The organism is Sphingobium fuliginis (assembly GCF_004152845.1).
Taxonomy (GTDB): domain Bacteria; phylum Pseudomonadota; class Alphaproteobacteria; order Sphingomonadales; family Sphingomonadaceae; genus Sphingobium; species Sphingobium fuliginis.
The window spans coordinates 73,674-93,143 of sequence record NZ_SEON01000005.1 but is presented as its reverse complement, the minus strand read 5'-3'; the positions used below and the strand labels follow the sequence as shown (position 1 = coordinate 93,143).

Annotated in this window: 21 protein-coding genes and 1 tRNA gene; 9 read left to right on the top strand and 13 right to left on the bottom strand. The window is 66.3% G+C overall.

The features are described from left to right. The first annotated feature begins 102 nt into the window (after positions 1 to 102). The 3 genes from EWH10_RS13480 to EWH10_RS13470 all read left to right on the top strand — a co-directional run bounded on the left by EWH10_RS13480 (position 103) and on the right by EWH10_RS13470 (position 5,566). Positions 103 to 1,023 (top strand): LysR substrate-binding domain-containing protein, encoded by a 921-nt coding sequence (locus EWH10_RS13480; RefSeq protein WP_025551056.1) that lies wholly within the window; start codon positions 103 to 105, stop codon positions 1,021 to 1,023. Positions 1,024 to 1,441: 418 nt separating this feature from the next. After that, positions 1,442 to 3,730 (top strand): DNA topoisomerase IV subunit A, encoded by a 2,289-nt coding sequence (gene parC / locus EWH10_RS13475; RefSeq protein WP_044663107.1) that lies wholly within the window; start codon positions 1,442 to 1,444, stop codon positions 3,728 to 3,730. A 93-nt stretch (positions 3,731 to 3,823) separates the two neighbouring features. Further along, positions 3,824 to 5,566: a putative bifunctional diguanylate cyclase/phosphodiesterase gene (locus EWH10_RS13470; protein WP_371873089.1), complete on the top strand. Its 1,743-nt coding sequence runs from the start codon at positions 3,824 to 3,826 to the stop codon at positions 5,564 to 5,566. Here the strand turns inward: EWH10_RS13470 and EWH10_RS13465 are convergent. From EWH10_RS13465 to EWH10_RS13450, 4 genes are read right to left on the bottom strand one after another with little or no spacing between them, the layout of a single operon-like run. Next, entirely contained in the window at positions 5,530 to 6,741 is a 1,212-nt protein-coding gene (locus EWH10_RS13465) for a CCA tRNA nucleotidyltransferase (protein ID WP_044661983.1), read from the bottom strand. The genes EWH10_RS13470 and EWH10_RS13465 overlap by 37 nt on opposite strands. After that, the gene (locus EWH10_RS13460) at positions 6,722 to 7,333 is read right to left on the bottom strand and encodes a CoA pyrophosphatase (protein WP_044661984.1); all 612 of its coding nucleotides are present in this window, start codon (positions 7,331 to 7,333) and stop codon (positions 6,722 to 6,724) included. Before EWH10_RS13460 ends, EWH10_RS13465 begins: the two co-directional genes overlap by 20 nt. Continuing rightward, on the bottom strand, positions 7,330 to 7,896 hold the full coding sequence (locus EWH10_RS13455) for a DUF1285 domain-containing protein (protein WP_044661985.1): 567 nt from the start codon (positions 7,894 to 7,896) through the stop codon (positions 7,330 to 7,332). Before EWH10_RS13455 ends, EWH10_RS13460 begins: the two co-directional genes overlap by 4 nt. A gap of 45 nt (positions 7,897 to 7,941) precedes the next feature. Next, a complete protein-coding gene (locus tag EWH10_RS13450) occupies positions 7,942 to 8,460 on the bottom strand; it encodes a GNAT family N-acetyltransferase (RefSeq protein WP_044661986.1) in 519 nt (172 codons plus the stop codon). A gap of 127 nt (positions 8,461 to 8,587) precedes the next feature. Between EWH10_RS13450 and EWH10_RS13445 the strand changes: the two genes are divergently transcribed. Beyond that, positions 8,588 to 8,971 carry a dihydroneopterin aldolase gene (locus EWH10_RS13445; protein WP_025551250.1) on the top strand — a complete coding sequence of 128 codons (384 nt, stop codon included), beginning with the start codon at positions 8,588 to 8,590 and terminating at the stop codon, positions 8,969 to 8,971. Positions 8,972 to 9,069: 98 nt separating this feature from the next. On the opposite strand, the gene EWH10_RS13440 is transcribed toward EWH10_RS13445, so the two are convergent. Next, positions 9,070 to 10,014, bottom strand: a complete 945-nt coding sequence (locus EWH10_RS13440; RefSeq protein WP_044661987.1) for an isopenicillin N synthase family dioxygenase — start codon at positions 10,012 to 10,014, stop codon at positions 9,070 to 9,072. Positions 10,015 to 10,120: 106 nt separating this feature from the next. Between EWH10_RS13440 and EWH10_RS13435 the strand changes: the two genes are divergently transcribed. After that, positions 10,121 to 10,528, top strand: coding sequence for an EVE domain-containing protein (locus EWH10_RS13435; protein ID WP_065846220.1), 408 nt, complete (start codon positions 10,121 to 10,123; stop codon positions 10,526 to 10,528). A 140-nt stretch (positions 10,529 to 10,668) separates the two neighbouring features. Next, on the top strand, positions 10,669 to 10,947 hold the full coding sequence (locus EWH10_RS13430; RefSeq protein WP_025551248.1) for a hypothetical protein: 279 nt from the start codon (positions 10,669 to 10,671) through the stop codon (positions 10,945 to 10,947). Positions 10,948 to 11,014: 67 nt separating this feature from the next. Here the strand turns inward: EWH10_RS13430 and EWH10_RS13425 are convergent, their stop codons facing one another. Continuing rightward, positions 11,015 to 11,317, bottom strand: coding sequence for a glycine zipper 2TM domain-containing protein (locus tag EWH10_RS13425; RefSeq protein WP_025551246.1), 303 nt, complete (start codon positions 11,315 to 11,317; stop codon positions 11,015 to 11,017). 121 nt (positions 11,318 to 11,438) lie between these two features. On the opposite strand from EWH10_RS13425, the gene EWH10_RS13420 reads away from it, so the two are divergent. Further along, positions 11,439 to 11,879, top strand: a complete 441-nt coding sequence (locus EWH10_RS13420) for a cupin domain-containing protein (RefSeq protein WP_044661989.1) — start codon at positions 11,439 to 11,441, stop codon at positions 11,877 to 11,879. Positions 11,880 to 12,395: 516 nt separating this feature from the next. Here the strand turns inward: EWH10_RS13420 and EWH10_RS13415 are convergent. The 5 genes from EWH10_RS13415 to EWH10_RS13395 all read right to left on the bottom strand — a co-directional run bounded on the left by EWH10_RS13415 (position 12,396) and on the right by EWH10_RS13395 (position 16,391). Continuing rightward, positions 12,396 to 12,788: a YkvA family protein gene (locus tag EWH10_RS13415; protein ID WP_025551244.1), complete on the bottom strand. Its 393-nt coding sequence runs from the start codon at positions 12,786 to 12,788 to the stop codon at positions 12,396 to 12,398. 122 nt (positions 12,789 to 12,910) lie between these two features. After that, a tRNA-Thr gene (locus EWH10_RS13410) sits at positions 12,911 to 12,985 on the bottom strand. Positions 12,986 to 13,016: 31 nt separating this feature from the next. After that, a complete protein-coding gene (locus EWH10_RS13405) occupies positions 13,017 to 13,877 on the bottom strand; it encodes a hypothetical protein (RefSeq protein ID WP_044661990.1) in 861 nt (286 codons plus the stop codon). Continuing rightward, positions 13,874 to 15,184, bottom strand: a complete 1,311-nt coding sequence (locus tag EWH10_RS13400; RefSeq protein ID WP_044661991.1) for a replication-associated recombination protein A — start codon at positions 15,182 to 15,184, stop codon at positions 13,874 to 13,876. Before EWH10_RS13400 ends, EWH10_RS13405 begins: the two co-directional genes overlap by 4 nt. Before the next feature lie 28 nt (positions 15,185 to 15,212). Continuing rightward, positions 15,213 to 16,391 (bottom strand): glycosyltransferase family 4 protein, encoded by a 1,179-nt coding sequence (locus tag EWH10_RS13395; protein ID WP_044661992.1) that lies wholly within the window; start codon positions 16,389 to 16,391, stop codon positions 15,213 to 15,215. A gap of 123 nt (positions 16,392 to 16,514) precedes the next feature. On the opposite strand from EWH10_RS13395, the gene EWH10_RS13390 reads away from it, so the two are divergent. After that, positions 16,515 to 16,733, top strand: coding sequence for a hypervirulence associated TUDOR domain-containing protein (locus EWH10_RS13390; protein WP_025551239.1), 219 nt, complete (start codon positions 16,515 to 16,517; stop codon positions 16,731 to 16,733). Positions 16,734 to 16,790: 57 nt separating this feature from the next. Further along, positions 16,791 to 17,441, top strand: coding sequence for an MOSC domain-containing protein (locus tag EWH10_RS13385; protein ID WP_044661993.1), 651 nt, complete (start codon positions 16,791 to 16,793; stop codon positions 17,439 to 17,441). Between the two features lie 38 nt (positions 17,442 to 17,479). Here EWH10_RS13385 and purU read toward each other — a convergent pair whose 3' ends face one another. Both purU and EWH10_RS13375 read right to left on the bottom strand, forming a co-directional pair. Beyond that, positions 17,480 to 18,319, bottom strand: coding sequence for a formyltetrahydrofolate deformylase (gene purU / locus EWH10_RS13380; protein WP_371873091.1), 840 nt, complete (start codon positions 18,317 to 18,319; stop codon positions 17,480 to 17,482). An 88-nt stretch (positions 18,320 to 18,407) separates the two neighbouring features. Continuing rightward, positions 18,408 to 19,436 carry a 2-oxoadipate dioxygenase/decarboxylase family protein gene (locus EWH10_RS13375; protein WP_044661994.1) on the bottom strand — a complete coding sequence of 343 codons (1,029 nt, stop codon included), beginning with the start codon at positions 19,434 to 19,436 and terminating at the stop codon, positions 18,408 to 18,410. Positions 19,437 to 19,470: the final 34 nt, after the last annotated feature.

Here is a 19,470-nt window from a genome sequence, read left to right as displayed (position 1 = left end):
GGAGAATGGATTTCGTTTCGTGGGAATTCCTATCGCTCTTTTCCGGTGGGGCGGCCAACAAAAGGATGGACGCGAATCATAAGGCTGGCTTATCCATGGCGAATGAGCCAGCTGCCGCCCCTATCCGCCGTCCGCGTGTTCGAGGCCGCCGCGCGGCTGGAGAATTTCACGGTTGCGGCGCAGGAGCTGGGGATGACCCAGGCGGCCGTCAGTTATCAGGTGAAATTGCTGGAGGAGCGGCTGGGCATCAGCCTGTTCCAGAGGGCGGGGCGGAAAGTGGCGCTGACCGACAAGGGGCGGGAGATCGCCACGATCCTGTCCCGCGCCTTCGACCAGATGCGGGAAGGGTTCGCCGCGCTGACGCAGGACCATTCGACGATCCTGACGATCAGTTGCACCAACAGTTTCGCGCATCTGTGGCTGGCCCAGCGCATCGGCACGTTCCAGATGCGCCAGCCGGGGCTGGCCGTGCGGATCGACGCGACCGACCGGGTGGTGGACTTCGCCCGCGACGGCGTGGACGTGGCGGTGCGGGGCGGGCGGGGCGATTGGCCAGGGCTGGAGGCGAAGCTGCTGACCCACAACCGGCTGGCGCCGCTGTGCAGCCCGTCATGGCTGGCGGCGAACGGGCCGATCGCCGATGCGCGGGCGCTGCACGCCATGCCGCGCCTGTCGCCGGACGACATGTGGTGGCATGAATGGTTCGCCGCCATGGGGGTGGAAGCGGACGGCAAGGGGCTGCCGCCCGCGATCGCGCTCGATTCCCAGGTGATGGAGGGGCGCGCCGCCATGGCGGGGCAGGGCGTGGCCATCGTCAATCCCTTCCTGTGGAAGACCGAGGTGGAGGCCGGGTTGCTGGTGGAGGCCCTGCCATCCTATGTCCGGGAACGGGCGAGCTATTGGGTGGTCTATCCGCCCCATGCCCGCAACACCGCCAAGGTGAAGGCCTTTCGCGACTGGATCGGCGCGGAGTTCGCGCGGGAGATCGCGGCGGACCCGGAGGCGCGGTTTTTGCCGCGGTGATAGGAGTTGATGTCGCGTGTTCCTGCGGAGGCGGGAAACCAGTTCTGCCCTAGGTCGCGTGGGTGAATTCGGAATGTCGGGAAATGGCCGATTCAAGACCTTCCCCTCCCGTAAACGGGAGGGGTTAGGGGTGGGCCCGAGCGTAGCGAGCTTCTGACTTAGCCGTTGCAAAACAGCGCAGATGCCGCGCCAGCCCACCCCCTAACCCCCTCCCGCCTGCGGGAGGGGGAATGTCCGCTTTCTACCCGGATCACTCAGTCCGGGGGGTCTTGCATTTGTTCATGCTGCCTGGCGTGAAAGGGGCGACAGCTGAACTGGGTTCTCATGAGCCACTTGTCTCATTCGAGTGCCTTCGCAGGAGCAGGAGGGGATTAAACCCCGTTTCCGTTTTGTCGCGGCGCTGCTATTCCCCGTTGCGATGACCGAATTTCGCGACCCGTTCGACGCTATCAAGGATCACCCGTTCGACGATGCGCTGTCCCAGCGCTACCTCGTCTATGCGCTCTCCACCATCACGGCGCGGTCGTTGCCGGATTTGCGCGACGGGCTGAAGCCGGTGCACCGGCGGCTGCTCTGGGCGATGCGGCTGCTGAGGATGGAGCCGGGCGGGGCTTCGCCCGACGTGCTGGTCGCCAATCCGGCGCGCAACACCACGCCGTACAAGAAATGCGCTCGCGTCGTCGGCGACGTCATCGGCAAATATCACCCCCATGGCGATGCGTCGGTCTATGACGCCATGGTGCGTCTGGCGCAGGATTTCTCGCTGCGCACGCCGCTGGTCGACGGGCAGGGCAATTTCGGCAATATCGACGGCGATAATGCGGCGGCGATGCGCTATACCGAGGCGCGGCTGACGCAGGCCGCCGCCGACCTGATGGCCGGGCTGGACGAAGGCACCGTCGAATTCCGCCCGACCTACAATGGCGAGGATCAGGAGCCGGAGGTGTTTCCCGGCCTGTTCCCCAATCTGCTGGCCAACGGCGCCACCGGCATCGCGGTCGGCATGGCGACCAGCATCCCGCCGCATAATGTCGCCGAACTGATCGATGCGGCCAGCCTGCTGATCGACAATCCGGACGCCGAGCATGCCGAGCTGATGCGGATCGTGCGCGGTCCGGACTTTCCGACCGGCGGCGTGCTGGTGGACAGCGCTTCCATCATTTCAGAGGCTTATGCGACGGGGCGGGGATCGTTTCGAACCCGCGCCCGCTGGCACAAGGAGGATGGCGGGCGGGGCACATGGGTCGCGGTGGTGACGCAAATCCCCTTCCAGGTGCAGAAGTCCAAGCTGATCGAGCAGATCGCGGCGCTGATCAACGACAGGAAGCTGCCGATCCTGGCCGATGTGCGCGACGAGAGCGACACCGAGATCCGCATCGTCATCGAACCCCGCGCCCGCACCGTCGACCCGGACGTGCTGATGGACAGCCTGTTCCGGCTGACCGATCTGGAAAACCGCTTCCCGCTGAACCTGAACGTGCTGGACGCGACGCGCACGCCAAGGGTGCTGGGGCTGAAGACGGTCCTCGTCGAATGGCTGAAGCACCAGATCGACGTGCTGGTGAAGCGCGCCCAGCACCGGCTGGACAAGATCGCGGCGCGGCTGGAGCTGCTGGACGGCTATATCATCGCCTATCTGAACCTTGACCGGGTGATCGAGATCATCCGGACCGAGGATGAGCCGAAAGAGGTGATGATGGCCGAGTTCGGCCTGAACGACCGGCAGGCCGAGGCGATCCTGAACATGCGGCTGCGGTCCCTGCGCAAGCTGGAGGAGATGGAGCTGCGGCGCGAGCATTCGGAACTGCTGAAGGAACGCGACGAGCTGACAAAGCTGGTGGAAAGCCCGGCGCGGCAGCGGACGCGGCTGAAGAAGGACCTGGCGGACCTTCGCAAGCGCTATTCGCCCGAGAGCGATTTCGGCCGGCGGCGCACGCTGGTCGAGGAGGCGGCGCCGGCGCGGGAAATCCCGCTGGAGGCGATGATCGAGAAAGAGCCGATCACCGTGATCCTGTCCGAGCGCGGCTGGATCAGGGCGATGAGCGGGCATCGCGACCTTGCTTCGGCGGACACGCTGAAATTCAAGGAAGGCGACGGTCCGATGATCGCCTTCCACGCGCAGACCACCGACAAGCTGCTGCTGGCGACGGAGACCGGGCGCGTCTTCACGCTGGGCGCGGACAAGCTGCCCGGCGGGCGCGGCTTTGGCGATCCGGTCCGGTCGCTGGTCGACATGGACGGCACCGGCAATATCGTCGCCCTGCTGCCTGCGCGGGCGGGTGGCGAACTGCTGCTTGCATCCTCGGACGGGCGCGGCTTCGTGGCGGCGGTGGCGGATGTGATCGCCGAAACGCGCAAGGGCAAGCAGGTCGTCAATGTGCGGACCGGCGCGAAGCTGAGCGTCGTGCATCCCATCGCGCCGGAGGCGGACAGCGTCGCCGTGATGGGCGAAAACCGCAAGCTGCTGGTCTTCTCGCTCACTGAAATGCCGCGCATGGCGCGCGGTCAGGGCGTGCAGATGCAGCGCTATCGCGACGGCGGGCTGTCCGATGCCATCGCCTTCCGCCTGTCCGACGGGCTGAGCTGGGCCATGGGTGGAGGAACGGGGCGGGTGCGCACGGAAGCCGACATGACGCCATGGCGCGTCGCCAGGGGCGCGGCCGGGCGCATGCCGCCCACGGGCTTCCCGCGCGATAACCGGTTCTGAGAAGCTGATTTTTTCGTTACTATCGCGCTGGAATCGGGAATGTCGTTTCCCGAAAATTTACCCTTTGGGCCTATCGCCGGGCCTATGGAAGCCATGTCGATGCGTGATCGGCCGACCGAAATGCCGGACATCCAGCTCCTTCTGGGGCAGGATGACGCGCATCTTTCCCATCGCGTGGCGATAGCGGACTGGCTGGCTGCGCTGCCTTATCCGGCGGCTGCATTCTCCTTCGAAGACAATAGGTTGTCCATGGTGGCGACCAATGCGCCGTTCGGAAACTGCTTCACCTGCAGCAACCCGGGCGAAGCCGAACGGCCCCATGCGGCCGAATGGCGCAGGCGGATCGTGCAGAGCGTCCTGTCCGGGCGCGATTCGGAAGGTTTCGAACTGCGCCGCGACGGCATGTTGGGGCCCGAATATTTCTACTGCACCGTCGGGCGGCTGCCCGAACCGGATGGCGAACCCAATCTGTTCCTGTTCACCGCCCTCGACCGGACGAGCGACCGGACCATCGAGAAGAACCTGCGGCGCGAATTATTGTCCGACGGCCTGACCGCGCTTCCCAACCGCACGGGATTTGGCGAGGAGATCGAGGACCGGCTGACCAACACGCCCTGGCCGGACAATGCGCAGTTCGGCATCCTCGCCATCGATCTGAGCCGGTTCAGCCGGGTCAATGAATCCCTGGGCCCGATGGCCGGCGACGAGTTGCTGATCACGGTTGCCAAGCGGTTGAAGTCCAGCCTGCGGCAGGGCGATGTGCTGGCGCGCATCGGCGGCAACGACTTTGCGATTTTCGCCAGGATTAACAATGGTTTATCGGACGCCCTTCATATCGTTCAGCGCATCCGGGACTCGCTCAGCTATCCGATCAGGCTGAGCGATCTGCAAATCCGGGTCGATTGCGCGATCGGCTGCGCCCTGTCGACCAGCTTGACCGAAGACCCCGAGGATGTGGTGCGCAAGGCGCAGGCCGCGGTGAAGATCGCCAAGCGCAGCGGCAAGGTGGAAATCTACCGCAACGGCGTGCTGAAGGAGGCGCAGCGGCGATTTTCCGTCGAGAGCCGGCTGCGCGATGCGCTGGCCCAGGGGGGGCTGACCCTGGCCTTCCAGCCGCTGATCCACCTGCAGACGGGTGAAATCACCGGCTTCGAGGCGCTGGCGCGGTGGGAGGATGAAGAACTGGGCCATGTGTCGCCCGCCGAGTTCATCGCCGTGGCGGAGGAAAGCGGGCTGATCACGCCGCTGGGCCGCTGGGCGGCCTATGAGGCGGCGCAGGCGCTCAGCCGGTGGGATGCGAAATTCGGGCAGGCGCTGCCGGTGGGCGTCAATGTGAACCTTTCCCCGATCCAGATGGCGCGGGACGATGTCGCATCCATGTTCGAGGAAGCGCTGCGCTATGCGGGCATTTCGGGCAAGCGGCTGACGGCGGAACTGACCGAAAGCGCCATCGTGGCGGACCCCGAAAAGGCGCGGAAGCTGCTGTTCGCGCTCAAGGACCTGCACATGCCGATCGCCATGGACGATTTCGGCACCGGCTATTCCAACCTGGCGAGCCTGCACAGCCTGCCCATCGACATATTGAAGATCGACCGCAGTTTCGTGACATCCATGCTGGAGGACCGGGACAAGGAGATCATGGTGCGCACCATTCTGTCGCTGGCCGAATCGCTGGGGCTGCATGTCACGGCCGAGGGGATCGAGACGCAGCAACTGGCCCATGCGTTGCAGAATCTGGGGTGCTGGCAGGGGCAGGGCTATTATTTCGCGCGGCCGATGGCGGAGGGCGACGCCTATGACTATTGGCGGGCGCGTTGGAATTTCGAAACGGTCTGATCCGCGATTTCCGAGACGCGGGCTGCGTCGGGAAAATCCTCCGCCACCCAGATGTCCTGAACCTCGGCCAGCGCCTTCGCCACGTCCGGGCCGGGCTGAAGGCCCCGCGCGATCAGCGCGCCGCCGCCCAGCGGCAGGCGCGGCGGGACCCAGTCCGCGAGCATCTTCAGGCCGTCGAGCGGAGCCGAGGGATCGATCAGGATACGGTCGATGGCCCCTTCCACGCCGATCCGGAAGGCGAGGGCGCGGGGGGGCGCGCCGGTGGCGGCGCCTTCCAGCGCGGCGGTCAGGCGCTTGCGGGCCTTGTTGGACAATTTGAGCCGGGCGCCCACCTGATCGGCGGCGCGCGGGTCCGGTGGAAGCAGGGCCGCCAGGCGGCGCAGGGCCGCAGGGGCGATGCCGGAGGCGGCCTCCCGCTCGACCAGCATGGACAGGCGGGCCAGTCCGTCATGGTCGACCTCCGGCAGGACGGGCAGCAATATGCCGCCGTCGACCATGAGCCGGAGCGAGGCGAGCGGCCCGGGCAGGGCGAGCAGTTTGAGCAGTTCGTCCGCAATGCGTTCGCGCGAAAGGGCCATCAGGCTGTTGGCGGCGTCGCGGCAGGCGGCATAGGCCTCCACATCCGGTTCGTCATGGCCGAAGCGCGCGAGGAAACGGAAATAGCGCAGGATGCGGAGATGATCCTCCGCGATGCGGGCGCTTGCCTCTCCGATGAAGCGGACGCGATGCGCGCGGAGATCGGCGACGCCGCCGAAGAAGTCCGTGATGGCGTGGGTGAGGGGGTCGGCATAGAGCGCGTTGATCGTGAAATCGCGCCGGGCGGCGTCTTCGCGCCAGTCGTCGGTATAGGCGATGGTGGCGCGGCGGCCGTCCGTGCTGACGTCGCGGCGGAGGGTCGTGATCTCCACCGGCCAGCCGTTGATCACCGCCGTGATCGTGCCATGGTCGATGCCGGTGGGGACGGCCTTTATCCCGGCGGTCCTGAGGCGGTCGATGACGGACTGCGGCTCCAGCACGGTGGCGATGTCCAGGTCGTTGACCGGCAGGCCCAGAAGGCCGTCGCGAACGGCGCCGCCGACGAAGCGGGCGAGGCCCTGTTCCGCGCCGAGCGCCCTCAGCAGCGCGTCCAGGCCGGGGCGATGGCGCCAGTCGGCGTCAGGCAGCAGGCTGGTCATGGCCTAGCCTGCGCGACAGATTGGCGAGGATCGCGGCGGTGATGCCCCAGATGCGGCGTCCTTCCCAGAATATTTCGTAATAATGCCTTTCAACACCCTGATAATCTATCGATTTCCTGATCCGGTTGGCGGGATTGAGGGCGAAGGAGAGGGGAAGTTCGAACAGCTCCGCCACCTCCGCTTCCCGGGGGGAAAGGGGAAGGTCGGGCGGGATCACGCCGAGCACGGGGACGATGTCGAAGCCGGTGAAGGTGTGATAGCGGTCCGACGTGCCGATGATGTCGACCAGGCCGGGAGGGAGGCCGATCTCCTCCTGCGCTTCCCGCAGGGCGCCGGCGATTTCGTCAGGGTCGTCGTCGTCGACCCGTCCGCCGGGGAAGGCGACCTGTCCGGCATGCTGGCGCAGTCCGGCGGAGCGCTGGGTCAGGATCAGTCCGGGTTCGGGACGGTCGGTGATCGCGACCAGCACGGCCGCGGGCGAGAGCAGGATGTCGCCGTCGATCCGGGGGTCGCGGGTGTCGGAGGGTATCAGGCCGACCTCCCGCTCATGCCCCTGCCTGAGGGCGGTCCGCAGCCGTTCCGCCAGGGTCATGCCGATCCGTCCAGCGCGAAGAAGGCGCCGTTGCTCCAGAGGCCGATGGGTTGGGCGCCTTCGTCCAGCGCCAGGTTCATCAGTTCATAATAGACGCTGCGGGCGATCAGCGCCTCCAGCCCGCCGCGGACATGGAGATAGGGATGCGGTCCGTCCGGCGTTTCGCGCAGGACAAGGGCATTGTCCGGGCCGGCGGCGACCAGGTCGCCCGTGTTGAGCCGGAAGGCGAGGTTGCGCGCCCGGCCTTCGCCTTCGCTCTTGAGCTCGACGGCGATGAAGGGGGCATCCTCCACCTCGATCGAGAGTTTCTCCACGGGCGTGACCAGGACGTGGCTGCCGTCGGGTTCGCGGCGCAGGATGGTGGAGAAGAGGCGGACCATGGCTTCGCGGCCGATGGGCGAGCCCTGATGGAACCAGGTGCCGTCGCGGGCGATGCGCATGTCGCTGTCGCCGCAATGGTCGGGGTTCCACTTCTCCACGGGCGGAAGGCGCTTTTCCGCCAGCAGGCGCGCGACATCGCTGAGGGACAGGCTGGAAAGATCGGGGGGCGGCTCCATCGGCATGGGGCCGAGATAGGGGCGCTTGGGCGCGAAGGCAAAAGGGAAATTTCAGGCGCGGACGGTGGCGCGCGGACCCAGCATGCCCGTGCCGCCTATCGGCCTTCCGTCGACCGACAGCGCCAGCAGGCGGCGCGGCTCGAACGGGCCGGGGCAGTCCCAGCCGCCGGTGCCTTCGGCCGAAAAGCCCCAGAATCGGCCATAATATTCCGGATCGCCGATCATCATCAGCGGATCGCTTCGCCGCGCGCGGGCGGCCGCGACGACGGCGTCCATCAGGGCGCGGCCGTGGCCGGCGCCCTGCACCGCGGGGTCCACCGCGACGGGGCCGACCATGATGAGCGGCGTCCGGCTGCCGTCTTCATGGGCGAGCGCGACGGGCCAGCTTTGCAGGGAGCCGATGAGTCTGCCCTCCCCATCCCGCATGCCGAAGGAGAGTTCAGGCAGCCAGGGCATGCCGTCGCGAATCAGATAGGCGGTGCGACCGTGCCGGTCAGGGCCGAAGGCCGCGTCAAGCAGTTGCTCGATCGCGTTCCGCGACATCATGTTGAGGGGCACTATCACAGACACGTCTTGCCGATCCGTCCTCAATGGCGCATGGACGCGCCGAGAGCGGCGGGCTTTAGCGCGTGGCTCGCAAAATAAAAGTCTAAACTGGGGCCGGCCCGCGGCAGGGACGGCCTGAATGTGGCGAGCTATGAACAGCGGATTTGACGATTTCCTGACGTTGGAGGTGAATAATCTGGACGTGGATGTCCTGACCGGCATCTATTCGGAGGAGACGCACCTGCCGCAACCGCTGCGCATATCGATCAGGGCGCGGCTGAAGATCGCGGACCATTACGATCCCGACACGCCGCTGTCCCGGTCCAAAAATTACATGGACCTGAAACATGCCGCGACCGCGGCCCTGCCGGAAGGACAGCATTTCACGCTGATCGAGGCGGTGGCCGATCATATCATCGAGACGATCTTCCTCCAGGACGACAAGGTGACCCATGTCGAGGTGAAGATCGTGAAGCTCGCCCTCAGCGAGAAGGGCGAGGAGATCGGGATCACCATGGGGCGCGGGCGGAGATAGGGCGGTTTCCGGGCGATCGGAACCGATCGCCGGTCAGGACATGGCGGGCCGCCGCGCGGACGGGGCGTCTGGCCCGGGCGCGCCCGTCATTCCCGTCGCTACCCCTTGATCAGGCCGATTTCCCGCAGCCGTTCGGTCAGATAGTCGTGCGCGGTTATGGGCGGGTCGCGGCGGGGATGCGCCGCATCGACGCATTGGGGCAGGGCGTCGATCAGGAAGTCCGGCCGCAGGTGCAGGAAGAAGGGCATGGAATAGCGCGAATGGCCGCGCCGTTCCGGCGGCGGGTTGACGACGCGGTGGCTGGTCGAGGGCAGGCGATGGTTGGTCAGCCGCTGGAGCATGTCGCCCACATTGATGGCGAGCGCGCCCGGCGGCGGAACCACGGGCAGCCAGTTGCCGTCCCGGTCCCTGAGTTCCAGCCCGCCTTCCTCGGCGCCCAGCAGCAGGGTGATGAGGTTGATGTCCTCATGCGCGCCGGCGCGGATGCCCGGCGCTTCCGGCGAGACGGGCGGATAATGGAGCAGGCGCAGGATCGAATTGCCGTTTTCGATGGGCTTGTCGAACCAGCGTTCCTCCAGCCCCAGATATAGGGCGATGGCGGACAGCAGTTCGGCGCCGACGCGGTCGAATTCGGCATAGAGGCGCGTGAACGTCTCATGGAATTCCGGCAGCTCGTCCGGCCAGACATTGGGCGGCATGCTTTGCGCCAGCGGATCGCCTTCGGGCAGGTCGCGACCGACATGCCAGAATTCCTTGAGGTCGTTCTCGCTCGCGCCCTTGGCGATTTCCACGCCGAAGGCGGTGTAGCCGCGCTGGCCGCCATTATATCGGGCGTCGTAGCGGCGCTTTGCCTCCTCCGGCAGGGCGAAGAAGCGGCGGGCGAGCGCCCAGCCCGTGTCGATCAGCGCCGGGTCCATGCCATGGTCCTTCACCATGGCGAAGCCGAAGCGCTGGAAGGAGCCGCCGAAGGCGGCGGCGAAGTCGGCCCTTTCCATATTGCCCAAGGACAGGACAGGCACTTGTCCCAGCAGGGATTGCGACACGTGATTCTCCGAAATTCAACTGGACCCGCCCAGGCGCGCCGTCCTGGCGCCGCCGGGCCATGCGCGCATCCTTGATCGTCCTTCGCGGCTGATGCAAGGAGAAGCCATGAACTATTGGCTGATGAAATCGGAACCCGACGCCTTTTCCTACGACGATCTGGCCGCAAAGGGGAAGGCGGAGTGGGACGGGGTGCGAAATCATGCCGCGCAAGGCCATATGAAGGCGATGCGCAAGGGCGATCTTTCGATCTTCTACCACAGCAATATCGGGGTCGAGGCGGTCGGCATCATGGAGATCGTCGAGGAAGCCGCGCCCGACAGCACGGACGGGACGGGCAAGTGGGTGGCCGTGCATGTGGCGCCGAAGGAAAAGTTCGCCAAGCCCGTCACGCTGAAGACGATGAAGGCCGATCCGAAGCTGGCCAATATGGTGATGATACGCCAATCGCGCCTTTCCGTGTCCCCGCTGACGGCGGCGGAATTCAAACATATTCTTGATTTATCAATGGGTTGAGTTAGCGGTTGCGGGAAATGCAATCGTTTCGCCTTTGTTTGCGATTGTCGTTTTAGCGCGGCGCACCATAAATCGGCATCAACAGAAAAGAATATTCCAGAGGTGTTTGATCGGCATTCACAAGGAGTTTACCCATGCGAATGCTGTCCAAGTTTGTCCTTTCCGCCCTGTTCGCCGCCGGCGCCGCCAACGCTCCCGCCCATGCCGAAGACGCTGCCAAGCAGAAGTTCACGCACGAGGGCTACACCTATGTGTATGACGTCAAGGACACCAAGACCGGCAAGGTGATTTCGGGCCGTCGCTATCCCGACGCCGTCGCCTTCAACCTGTCGGTCAAGAATGGCCGCGTGTCGGGCGTTTCCGGCGGTCAGTCGGTGGCCTTCAAGGTCGATGAGGCGCGCGGCGCGGCTGCCGAATAAGCCTTGAATGTCTTGAAGACATGAAAAAGGGCGGCTTCCCATCGGAAGCCGCCCTTTTTCGCGCCTGTCAGCGGCAGCGGCGCTTGCTGTCGATTTCCTTGCCGAGCAGCGCGCCGCCGGCGGCGCCCAGGATCGTGCCGGTCGCGCGGTCGCCGCGGGTGTCGATGGCGCGGCCGACCAGAGCGCCGCCCACGCCGCCGACGATCAGGCCGGTGGTGCCGTTGGACTTGCGGCAGTACATGCGGCCGTCGCGCCCGCGCCATTCGCGATATTGATAATGGCGGCGGGCGTTGGCGCCGTCCGTCGGGATCGCCATCGAAGCGGGAATGGCCAGCGAGACGGCTGCCATGGCCATAAGGGCTTTACGCATTTTTTCTCCTCCAAAAGACGTGCTTTGATCGTTCAACCCGCGCATATTGATGGAGGTTGCATGAACCTGCGACAACGACGCATCATGTTGTTTTTCCGGGCATAAATTTTGAGGCAGGGCGATGGACGGTTACGATGAAGCGGCAGCGGGGGCTTTGATCCGGCTCCTCGACCTTGCGCCCCATCCGGAGGGGGGATGGTTTCGGGAAAGCTGGCGGGCGGCGGCCGGAGCGGGCGAACGGGCAGGCGGGACCGCGATCTATTTCCTGCTGGAGGCGCATCAGGCTTCGCACTGGCACCGGGTCGACGCCGTCGAGCACTGGTTCTGGCATGCCGGGGCGCCGCTCACCCTGTCGATCGCGGACGAAGGAGGGGCTGCACGGGACATGCTGCTGGGCGGGGACGTGCTGGCGGGGCAGCAGCCGCAAGGGCTGGTCCCGGCCCATCATTGGCAGGCGGCGCGGCCGATGGGCGGATGGACGCTGGTCAGTTGCGTGGTCGTGCCGGGCTTTGAATTTTCCGGCTTCACGCTGGCGCCGCGAGGCTGGTCGCCGGGCGGCTGAACCATGCGGAAAAATTATCCACACTTATCCACAGCTTTAGCGGGAGGCGGTCTTCAGGGTGCAAGATTCCGCTTTGAGCGACTCGCTTTTGGTGAGAGCATCCTCTTATCGGAAAGACCGGGAGACAGAGCGATCTGGATGCCAAAGTCGATGAGAAATCAGCGACTTGAAGGAATTTTCGAGCGTCGGGAAAGAAGCATGGACCGGAAGGAAAATGCGGAAATCCGATGGTTCTCAATAGACGGTGCCGTGCACGCGCGAAAGTGAACGTCGGGCATCGAATAAAGAGGACAGGCTGCGGGAGAACGGCCGACCGGCCGGGCAAACGGAGCCGACACGATAGCAAAGCCTTTGAGGCGGACCTATCGCACGCCGAGTCCGATGATCGCATCTTGAAAGAGAAGCGGATCGAGAGACGCGACGGAAGTGGGGACCGGCAGAAATGCCGGCCCCCATTTTGTTTTTGGGGCCAGGGCGCGCTGCGTCAGATTGCGCAGGTCGCGCTCTGAAACATGATCAGCGGGCGCGATGGGCGATCCAGTGGGCGGCGTACAGTGACAGCGCCAGACCCGATGCCAGCCAGATCAGGAGGATGACCGCCATTGCCGTGCGGCTTTTGGGACGGTCCGACAGGCGTTGCGCTTCGGTGCGGAACTGCGCCATCAGCGGCGCGGGAATGAGGCGGATCGCCAGGGCGATGCCGAGCGGCAGGATGATGAGATCGTCCAGATAGCCCAGGATCGGGATGAAGTCCGGGATCAGGTCGACCGGGCTGAGCGCGAAGGCGGCGACGGCGGCGGCGACGAGCTTTGCGGCCGGGGGTGTGCGGCTGTCGCGGGCGGCGAGCCACAGGGCCATGATGTCGACCTTCAGCGCGCGGGCCCAGTTTTTCAGGCGTCGATATGCCATCGGGCGAGTATAGGGCAAGTGGGGTGGAATCAGAACCTGTCGGTTCGGGCTGCGCGGAATGTTTCGACAGGGGACTTCGGCTTCGTCCAGCCTCACCCCGGCATGAACGGTTCTGGAAGTCATGGTGCCGGCTGAGGGGATCGAACCCCCGACCTTCGGTTTACAAAACCGCTGCACTACCGCTGTGCTAAGCCGGCCCATCCGTTTCGGACGGGGAGCGCCTTACTATCAGATGATGCCGAACGTCCAGCCCTCTGTTGCGGCGATTTTTTCGTCGAGCGGCGCCGGGTTCCACAGGCTGGGGCGGGGGGCCGCGCGGCGGAGCCAGGCGGCGGTCAGGATCGCGTCGGCGCCATGGTCGTCGGGGGGAAGGCCCATATGCGGTTGTGATCCGACGGCGAATAGCGCGTCGTTCAGCGCGGGGAGGTCGCGCATCTTGGCCCGGCCCTTGGGGCGTCCGGCGGCGCGCGCGGCGATGCTGGTGTAGATTTCCACGATCAGCGAGCCGATCCTGGGCGGCGGGTCGAAGGGCCAGACGGGGACGTGCGGATGGACGTGGTGGAGCAGGCGCATCCCTGAAAAACTGGCCTTGGCGACCTGCGCCGCGCCGATGGCGTCATAGACGGTGGAGGGCTTGCCGCCGCCTTGCGCGTTGTAATGCGCCTCGCAGGCGCGGTTGTGCATATAGTCCGCCTTGATGCCGTCGGCCTTGCCGAAATAGAAATGCCGCCGGTGGGTGCGTTCGAGCAGGCTGGCGGCGCCCAGATCCTCGTCCGCGCAAATGCCGTCGACATAGGCCCAGAAGGCCGGGCCGGTGGCGGGCACGTCGTCGCCGGGGAGGTAGCTTCGGCGCGCGACATAGGGCGGGGCGAAGCTGAAATCGAAGCCGAACAGGGTCGGGGCTTCGGCCGCGGTCCGGACAAGCCAGTCCGCGACGGCGCGGCGCGACCAGAGGCCGCCGCCGTCCGGATGCTGGAGCCGGGGCGCCGCATCGCCGGCTTCGCACAGGGCGACGGCTATGCCCTTGTGGCGCGATCCCTTTGCGCCGGACCAGTCGATGACCGCATAGCGGGCGAAGCGGGGGGTCATTTCGGGCGGCGTTCGGCCCTCAGGCGGTCCCAATAGGCCATGCGTTCGGCAATGCGGGCTTCGAAGCCGCGTTCGGTGGGGGCGTAGAAGCTTTGGGGCTGCATTTCCTCGGGCCAGTAATTGTCGCCGGAAAAGCCGTCCTGCGCGTCGTGGTCGTACTGATAGCCCTTGCCATAGCCGATGGTCTTCATGAGCTTGGTCGGGGCGTTCAGGATGTTCTGCGGCGGCATGAGCGAGCCGGTCTCGCGGGCGGACCTCCAGGCGGATTTCATGGCGCTGTAGGCGGCGTTGGACTTGGGCGCGGTGGCGCAATAGAGGCAGGCCTGGACGATGGCGAGTTCGCCTTCGGGGGAGCCGAGAAAGTCGTAGCTGTCCTTGGCGGCGAGGCACTGGACGACCGCCTGCGGGTCGGCAAGGCCGATGTCCTCCACGGCGAAGCGGACGAGGCGGCGCAGCACGTAGAGCGGCTCCTCGCCTGCGGTCAGCATGCGGGCGAGATAGTAGAGCGCGGCTTGCGGGTCGGAACCGCGCAGGCTTTTGTGGAGCGCGGAGATGAGGTTGTAATGACCCTCCCGGTCCTTGTCATAAACCGCGACGCGGCGGTGGAGCAGGGCGGAAAGGCCCGCCGGATCGAGCGGCTGCGGGACGTCGATGGAATAGAGGGTCTCCACTTGGTTCAGCAGGAAGCGTCCGTCGCCGTCTGCGCTGGCGAGCAGGGCTTCGCGGGCGGCTGCATCGAGCGGCAGGGGGCGTTCCATCAGCGATTCGGCGCGTTCCAGCAACTGTTCGAGGGCGGTTGCGTCGAGGCGGCGCAGGATCAGCACCTGCGCGCGGGAGAGGAGCGCGGCGTTGAGTTCGAAGCTGGGATTTTCGGTGGTCGCGCCGACCAGGGTGACGGTGCCATCCTCCACGAAGGGGAGGAAGCTGTCCTGCTGCGCGCGGTTGAAGCGGTGGATCTCGTCCACGAAGAGCAGTGTCTTCTCGCCCCGCCGGGCATGGTCCCTTGCGGCGGCAAAGACCTTCTTGAGGTCGGCCACGCCGGAGAAGACGGCGGAGATCGGTTCGAAACGCATGCCGACGGCATCCGCCAGCAGGCGGGAGATGGTGGTCTTGCCCGTGCCCGGCGGGCCCCAGAGGATGATCGAGGAGAGCCGGCCGGCGGCGACCATGCGGCCGATCGCGCCATCCGGTCCGGTCAGATGATCCTGCCCGACGACGTCCGCCAGCGCGCGGGGGCGCAGCTTGTCGGCCAGCGGCGCTTCGGCTGGGACAGGGGGGAGATCGTCGGGGGCGAAAAGATCGGCCATCGCCTGTGATATAGGAAGGCTTTTGCGTTCAGGGAACAGGGCTCGACCGGACCAGCGCGCCATGTTCGCGCTGGCGGATGATGCGGATATAGGTGTCGACCAGCGCCTGGTTCACCTGATCCCAGCCATAATGTTCCGCCTGCGCCATGGCGGCCGCGCCGGCGGCGGAGCGCGTGGCGGGATCGGTGCAATAGACGGTCAGCGCGTCGGCAAAGGCGGTGATCGCGCCGGGGCGGATCAGGCGGCCGGTGACGCCGTCGGTGACAAGGCTCTCGCTGCCGGTGGCGCGGGCGGCGACGGTGGGCAGGCCGCAGGCCATCGCCTCCAGCGTGACGTTGCCGAAGGTTTCCGTGACGCTGGGGTTGAACAGCATGTCCATGCCCGCGACGGCGCGGCCGAGGTCCGCGCCCTTCTGGAATCCGGTGAAGACGGCGTTGGGCAGGCGGTTCGCGAACCATTCCCGGGCCGGCCCCTCGCCGACGATCAGCACCTTGTGCCGCACATTCTTCGCCGCCAGATGATCGATCGTGTCGGAAAAGACGTCGAGGCCCTTTTCCATCACCAGGCGGCCGATGAAGCCGATCACCGGTTCGTCGTCCGCGATGCCGAGCGACCGGCGCCACGCCATGTCGCGGCGGCCGGGATGGAAGATGTCCCGGTCTATGCCGCGGGTCCAGATGCCGACATCATAGCTCATCCGCTGTTCGCGCAGGAGCTGCGCCATCGATTCGGACGGGGCGACGATGGCGTCGCAGCGGCGGTAGAAGCGGCGGAGCAGCGATTCGATCACCGGCTCCAGAAAGGCGAGGCCGTAATAGCGCGGATAGGTTTCGAAGCGCGTGTGGACGGAGGCGACCGCCGGCAGCCCGTGGCGGCGCGCCCAGGCCACGGCGCGATGGCCGAGCGGATCGGGGCTGGACACATGGACGAGGTTCGGGCGGAAGGCCTTCAGGTCGCGGCGGACGGCGCCCGACATGCGGTAGGGAATCCGATATTCGCGGCGGCCGGGCACGGGCACCGACGGCGCGCTGACCAGATCGCCCGCCGGATCGAAGGCCGGGCTGTCCGTGGTGGGCGAATAGACGCGCACCGCCGCGCCCTGCCGCAGCAGATAGGCGACGAAGCGGTTGAGCGCCTGGTTCGCGCCATCGCGCACATAATTGTAATTGCCGCTGAAGAGCGCGACGCGAAGCCCCGTGACATCCATCCGCCGCCCTTAACGCAGGCAGGCGCAAAACCCAAGGGAACCAGGACGGCATTCGGGATTTTTGCCTTGCGGCAGCAATGATGGCCGGCCGGCGCGGTTGTTCCCCGAAGGAGAGAATGCTTGATGACCGGAAGCTTTCGCAAAGGAGCGAGGGTCAAGTGGAATTGGGGGCAGGGCGTCGGCCGCGGGAGAGTGGCCGAGCGGTTCGAGCAGCAGGTCGAGCGCCGGATCGAGGGCGCCGTCATCAGGCGGAACGGTTCCCGCCGCAATCCCGCCTATCTGGTGACCACCGACAGCGGGTGCGAAGTGCTGAAGCTGGGTTCGGAGCTGTCGCCCGCCTGAGTCCTTTTCCTGTCGAGCGGCCTTTTCCCGGCCATGGCTTCCATGGCAAGGGAGGGCATGACCCTTTGTTCCATGACCGTCGACGCGCTGCTGACCGGGATGCCCGTGCCCTTTCGCGACGGCGACTATAGCGCGATCGCGAAGAGGCCGGTGACGGGCGCGGTGCGGATCGGCTGGCTGGGCCTTGAAGGCGACGGGGTGGCCGACAAGGTGCATCATGGCGGGTGGGACAAGGCCATCCACCTCTATCCCCAGGACCATTATGGCTGGTGGCGCGAGCGCAAGCCCGGTCATCCCTTGCTGGAGGGGCCGGGCGCCTTCGGCGAGAATATCGCGTCGCGCGGGATGACCGAGGAGGAGATCTGCCTTGGCGACCGCTTTGCGCTGGGCAGCGCGGTGGTCGAGGTGAGCCATGGACGGCAGCCCTGCTGGAAGCTCGACCATCGTTTCGGCGCGCGCGACGTGATGGCGACCATCGTGAAGACGGCGCGATGCGGCATCTATTTTCGGGTCTTGCGGGAGGGGGAGGCGGAGGCCGGCACGCAGATGGAATTGCTGGAGCGGCCATGGCCCGAGTGGCCGGTCGCGCGGCTGTTCCGGCTGCTGATCGGGGGAGGGCACAAGGGCGAGCCGGACGCCGTGAGGGCGCTGGCGGACATGCCGGTGCTGGCCGAGGCGTGGCGGGACAGGGCGCGCAAGCTGGCCTGAAGGCCGGCGGGGTCGCGGTCGCCCCGATTAGCGCCCGATTAGCGGAAAACCACCGTTTTGCCGCCATTTTGCAGGACCCGGCGGTCGGCCAGCCATGTGACGGCGCGGGCGAGCACCTGCGCTTCGATGTCGCGTCCGATGCGGATCATGTCCTCCGCCGTGGCGCGATGGTCCACGCGCTCCACCGCCTGTTCGATGATCGGCCCTTCGTCGAGATCGGCGGTCACGAAATGCGCCGTGGCGCCGATCAGCTTCACGCCCCGCTCATGCGCGCGGTGATAGGGGCGCGCGCCCTTGAATCCGGGAAGGAAGCTGTGGTGGATGTTGACGCAGCGGCCGGCGAGTTTCTCCACCAGTTCCTCCGAGAGCACCTGCATGTAGCGGGCGAGGATCAGATATTCCGAGCGTGTCCGTTCGAACAGGCCGAGCAGCGCTTCCTCCTGCGCGGCCTTGTCGCCATTGGGCGGCAGCTCATGATAGGGAATGCCGTGCCATTCGGTGATCCGGCGCATGTCGGGATGGTTGGACACCACGCCCATGATGTCGACCGCCAGCGTGCCCGTCTGCCAGCGGTGCAGCAGGTCCGCCAGGCAGTGCGACCCCTTGGACACCGCGATCAGCATGCGCGGCTTTTCATCGGCGGCGGTCAACCGCCAGTCCATGGCGAAGCGGGCGCCGACATCGCCGAATTCGCCGCGCAGCCTGCCGGTGTCGCCCATGCGGCCGTCCGTCGCCTCGAACGCGACGCGCATGAAGAAGCGGCCTGCTTCCCGGTCGGCATATTGCTGGCTGTCGGTGATGAAGCCGCCGCGTTCCGCCAGGAACTGGCTGACGGCGGCGACGATGCCGACGCGGTCGGCGCAGGCCAGGGTCAGCACCCAGGATGGGACAACCGGATCAGTCAACGCGCATCTCCCCGCAAAAATCGGGAACCCGTTGCCTCAAGCCCGCGCGCCGATCAACCCGTTATGCGCGTCCTTCGCCCTGGGTGCTGGTCATCGCGAAGATGCCGGTCGCATTGCCGGTGTCGAAGGCCAGGTCCAGCCTGCCGGTTGCGGGATCGATGTCCCGGCTGATGAATTCGTAGAAGGAGCCCGGAACCCGGCGCAGTTCGTTGCCGGCGAAGAGCCGTTCCACCGTGTCGGCGCGCAGGGCGGTTTGCCGCACCCGCCCGGTGCGGGAGATTTCCAGCCGATCCTTGATCGGCCAGTCCTCCGCCTTCAGCCGTTCCGCCAGCGCGGCGATGTCCGCCACCCGGTCGGTGGCGTGGTTGAAGGCGTTTCCTTCCGTCGCGATCCAGCCCGCCTCATGGGATCGGGAGAGCAGCAGTTCATAATCCTCGACGCTCGGCGGCTGATGCTGCCGGTCGAAGGCGGCGACGATCACCGGCAGGGCGGCGGCCGCCTCCGCCAGCGTGACGGGCTGGCCGTCCGCGAATTTCCCGAGCACGGCCTGCGCCTCCCCCGTCAGCGGATCGCGGGATGTGCCGAACACCCGCGCCGCCGTTTCGGCGAATTCCGGGTCGAAGCGGTCGGCATGCAGTTCCGACAGGAAGAATTGGGGAATCGCTTCGGGCAGGTCGGCATGGCGATAGGCCCGGCCCGTCATCCGCAGCCGGTCGAGCGGATAGACCGCCGCCATCTCATAGCCCAGCGGCAGCAATATGCGGGTGAAGGCCTCCTCCCCGGGGGGCAAGCGTCCGGTCGGGCCTTCGGCCAGCCTCATGGTGCGCAGCGCGCCATGGTCGAACAGCACCTTGCCCCCATGCGCCAGCCGGTCCGCGACATAGGCCGCTCCGCTCGGCACCCGCTGCAGGAGGTCGTGGAACAGCGCCACGTTCATCGCCATGGCGAAGGCGGCGCGGGAGACATGGGGGCCGCCCTGTTCCGTCAGGCGGCGGTCCAGATCGAGCGCCGCCAGCGCTGCGCCGGCTGCTTCCGGGCCAAGAAGCCCCTCCACCAGCGCATGGATCACCGATTGATTTTCGATCGACATGGGACGCTCCGTGCTGAGGTCCCATTATCGCATG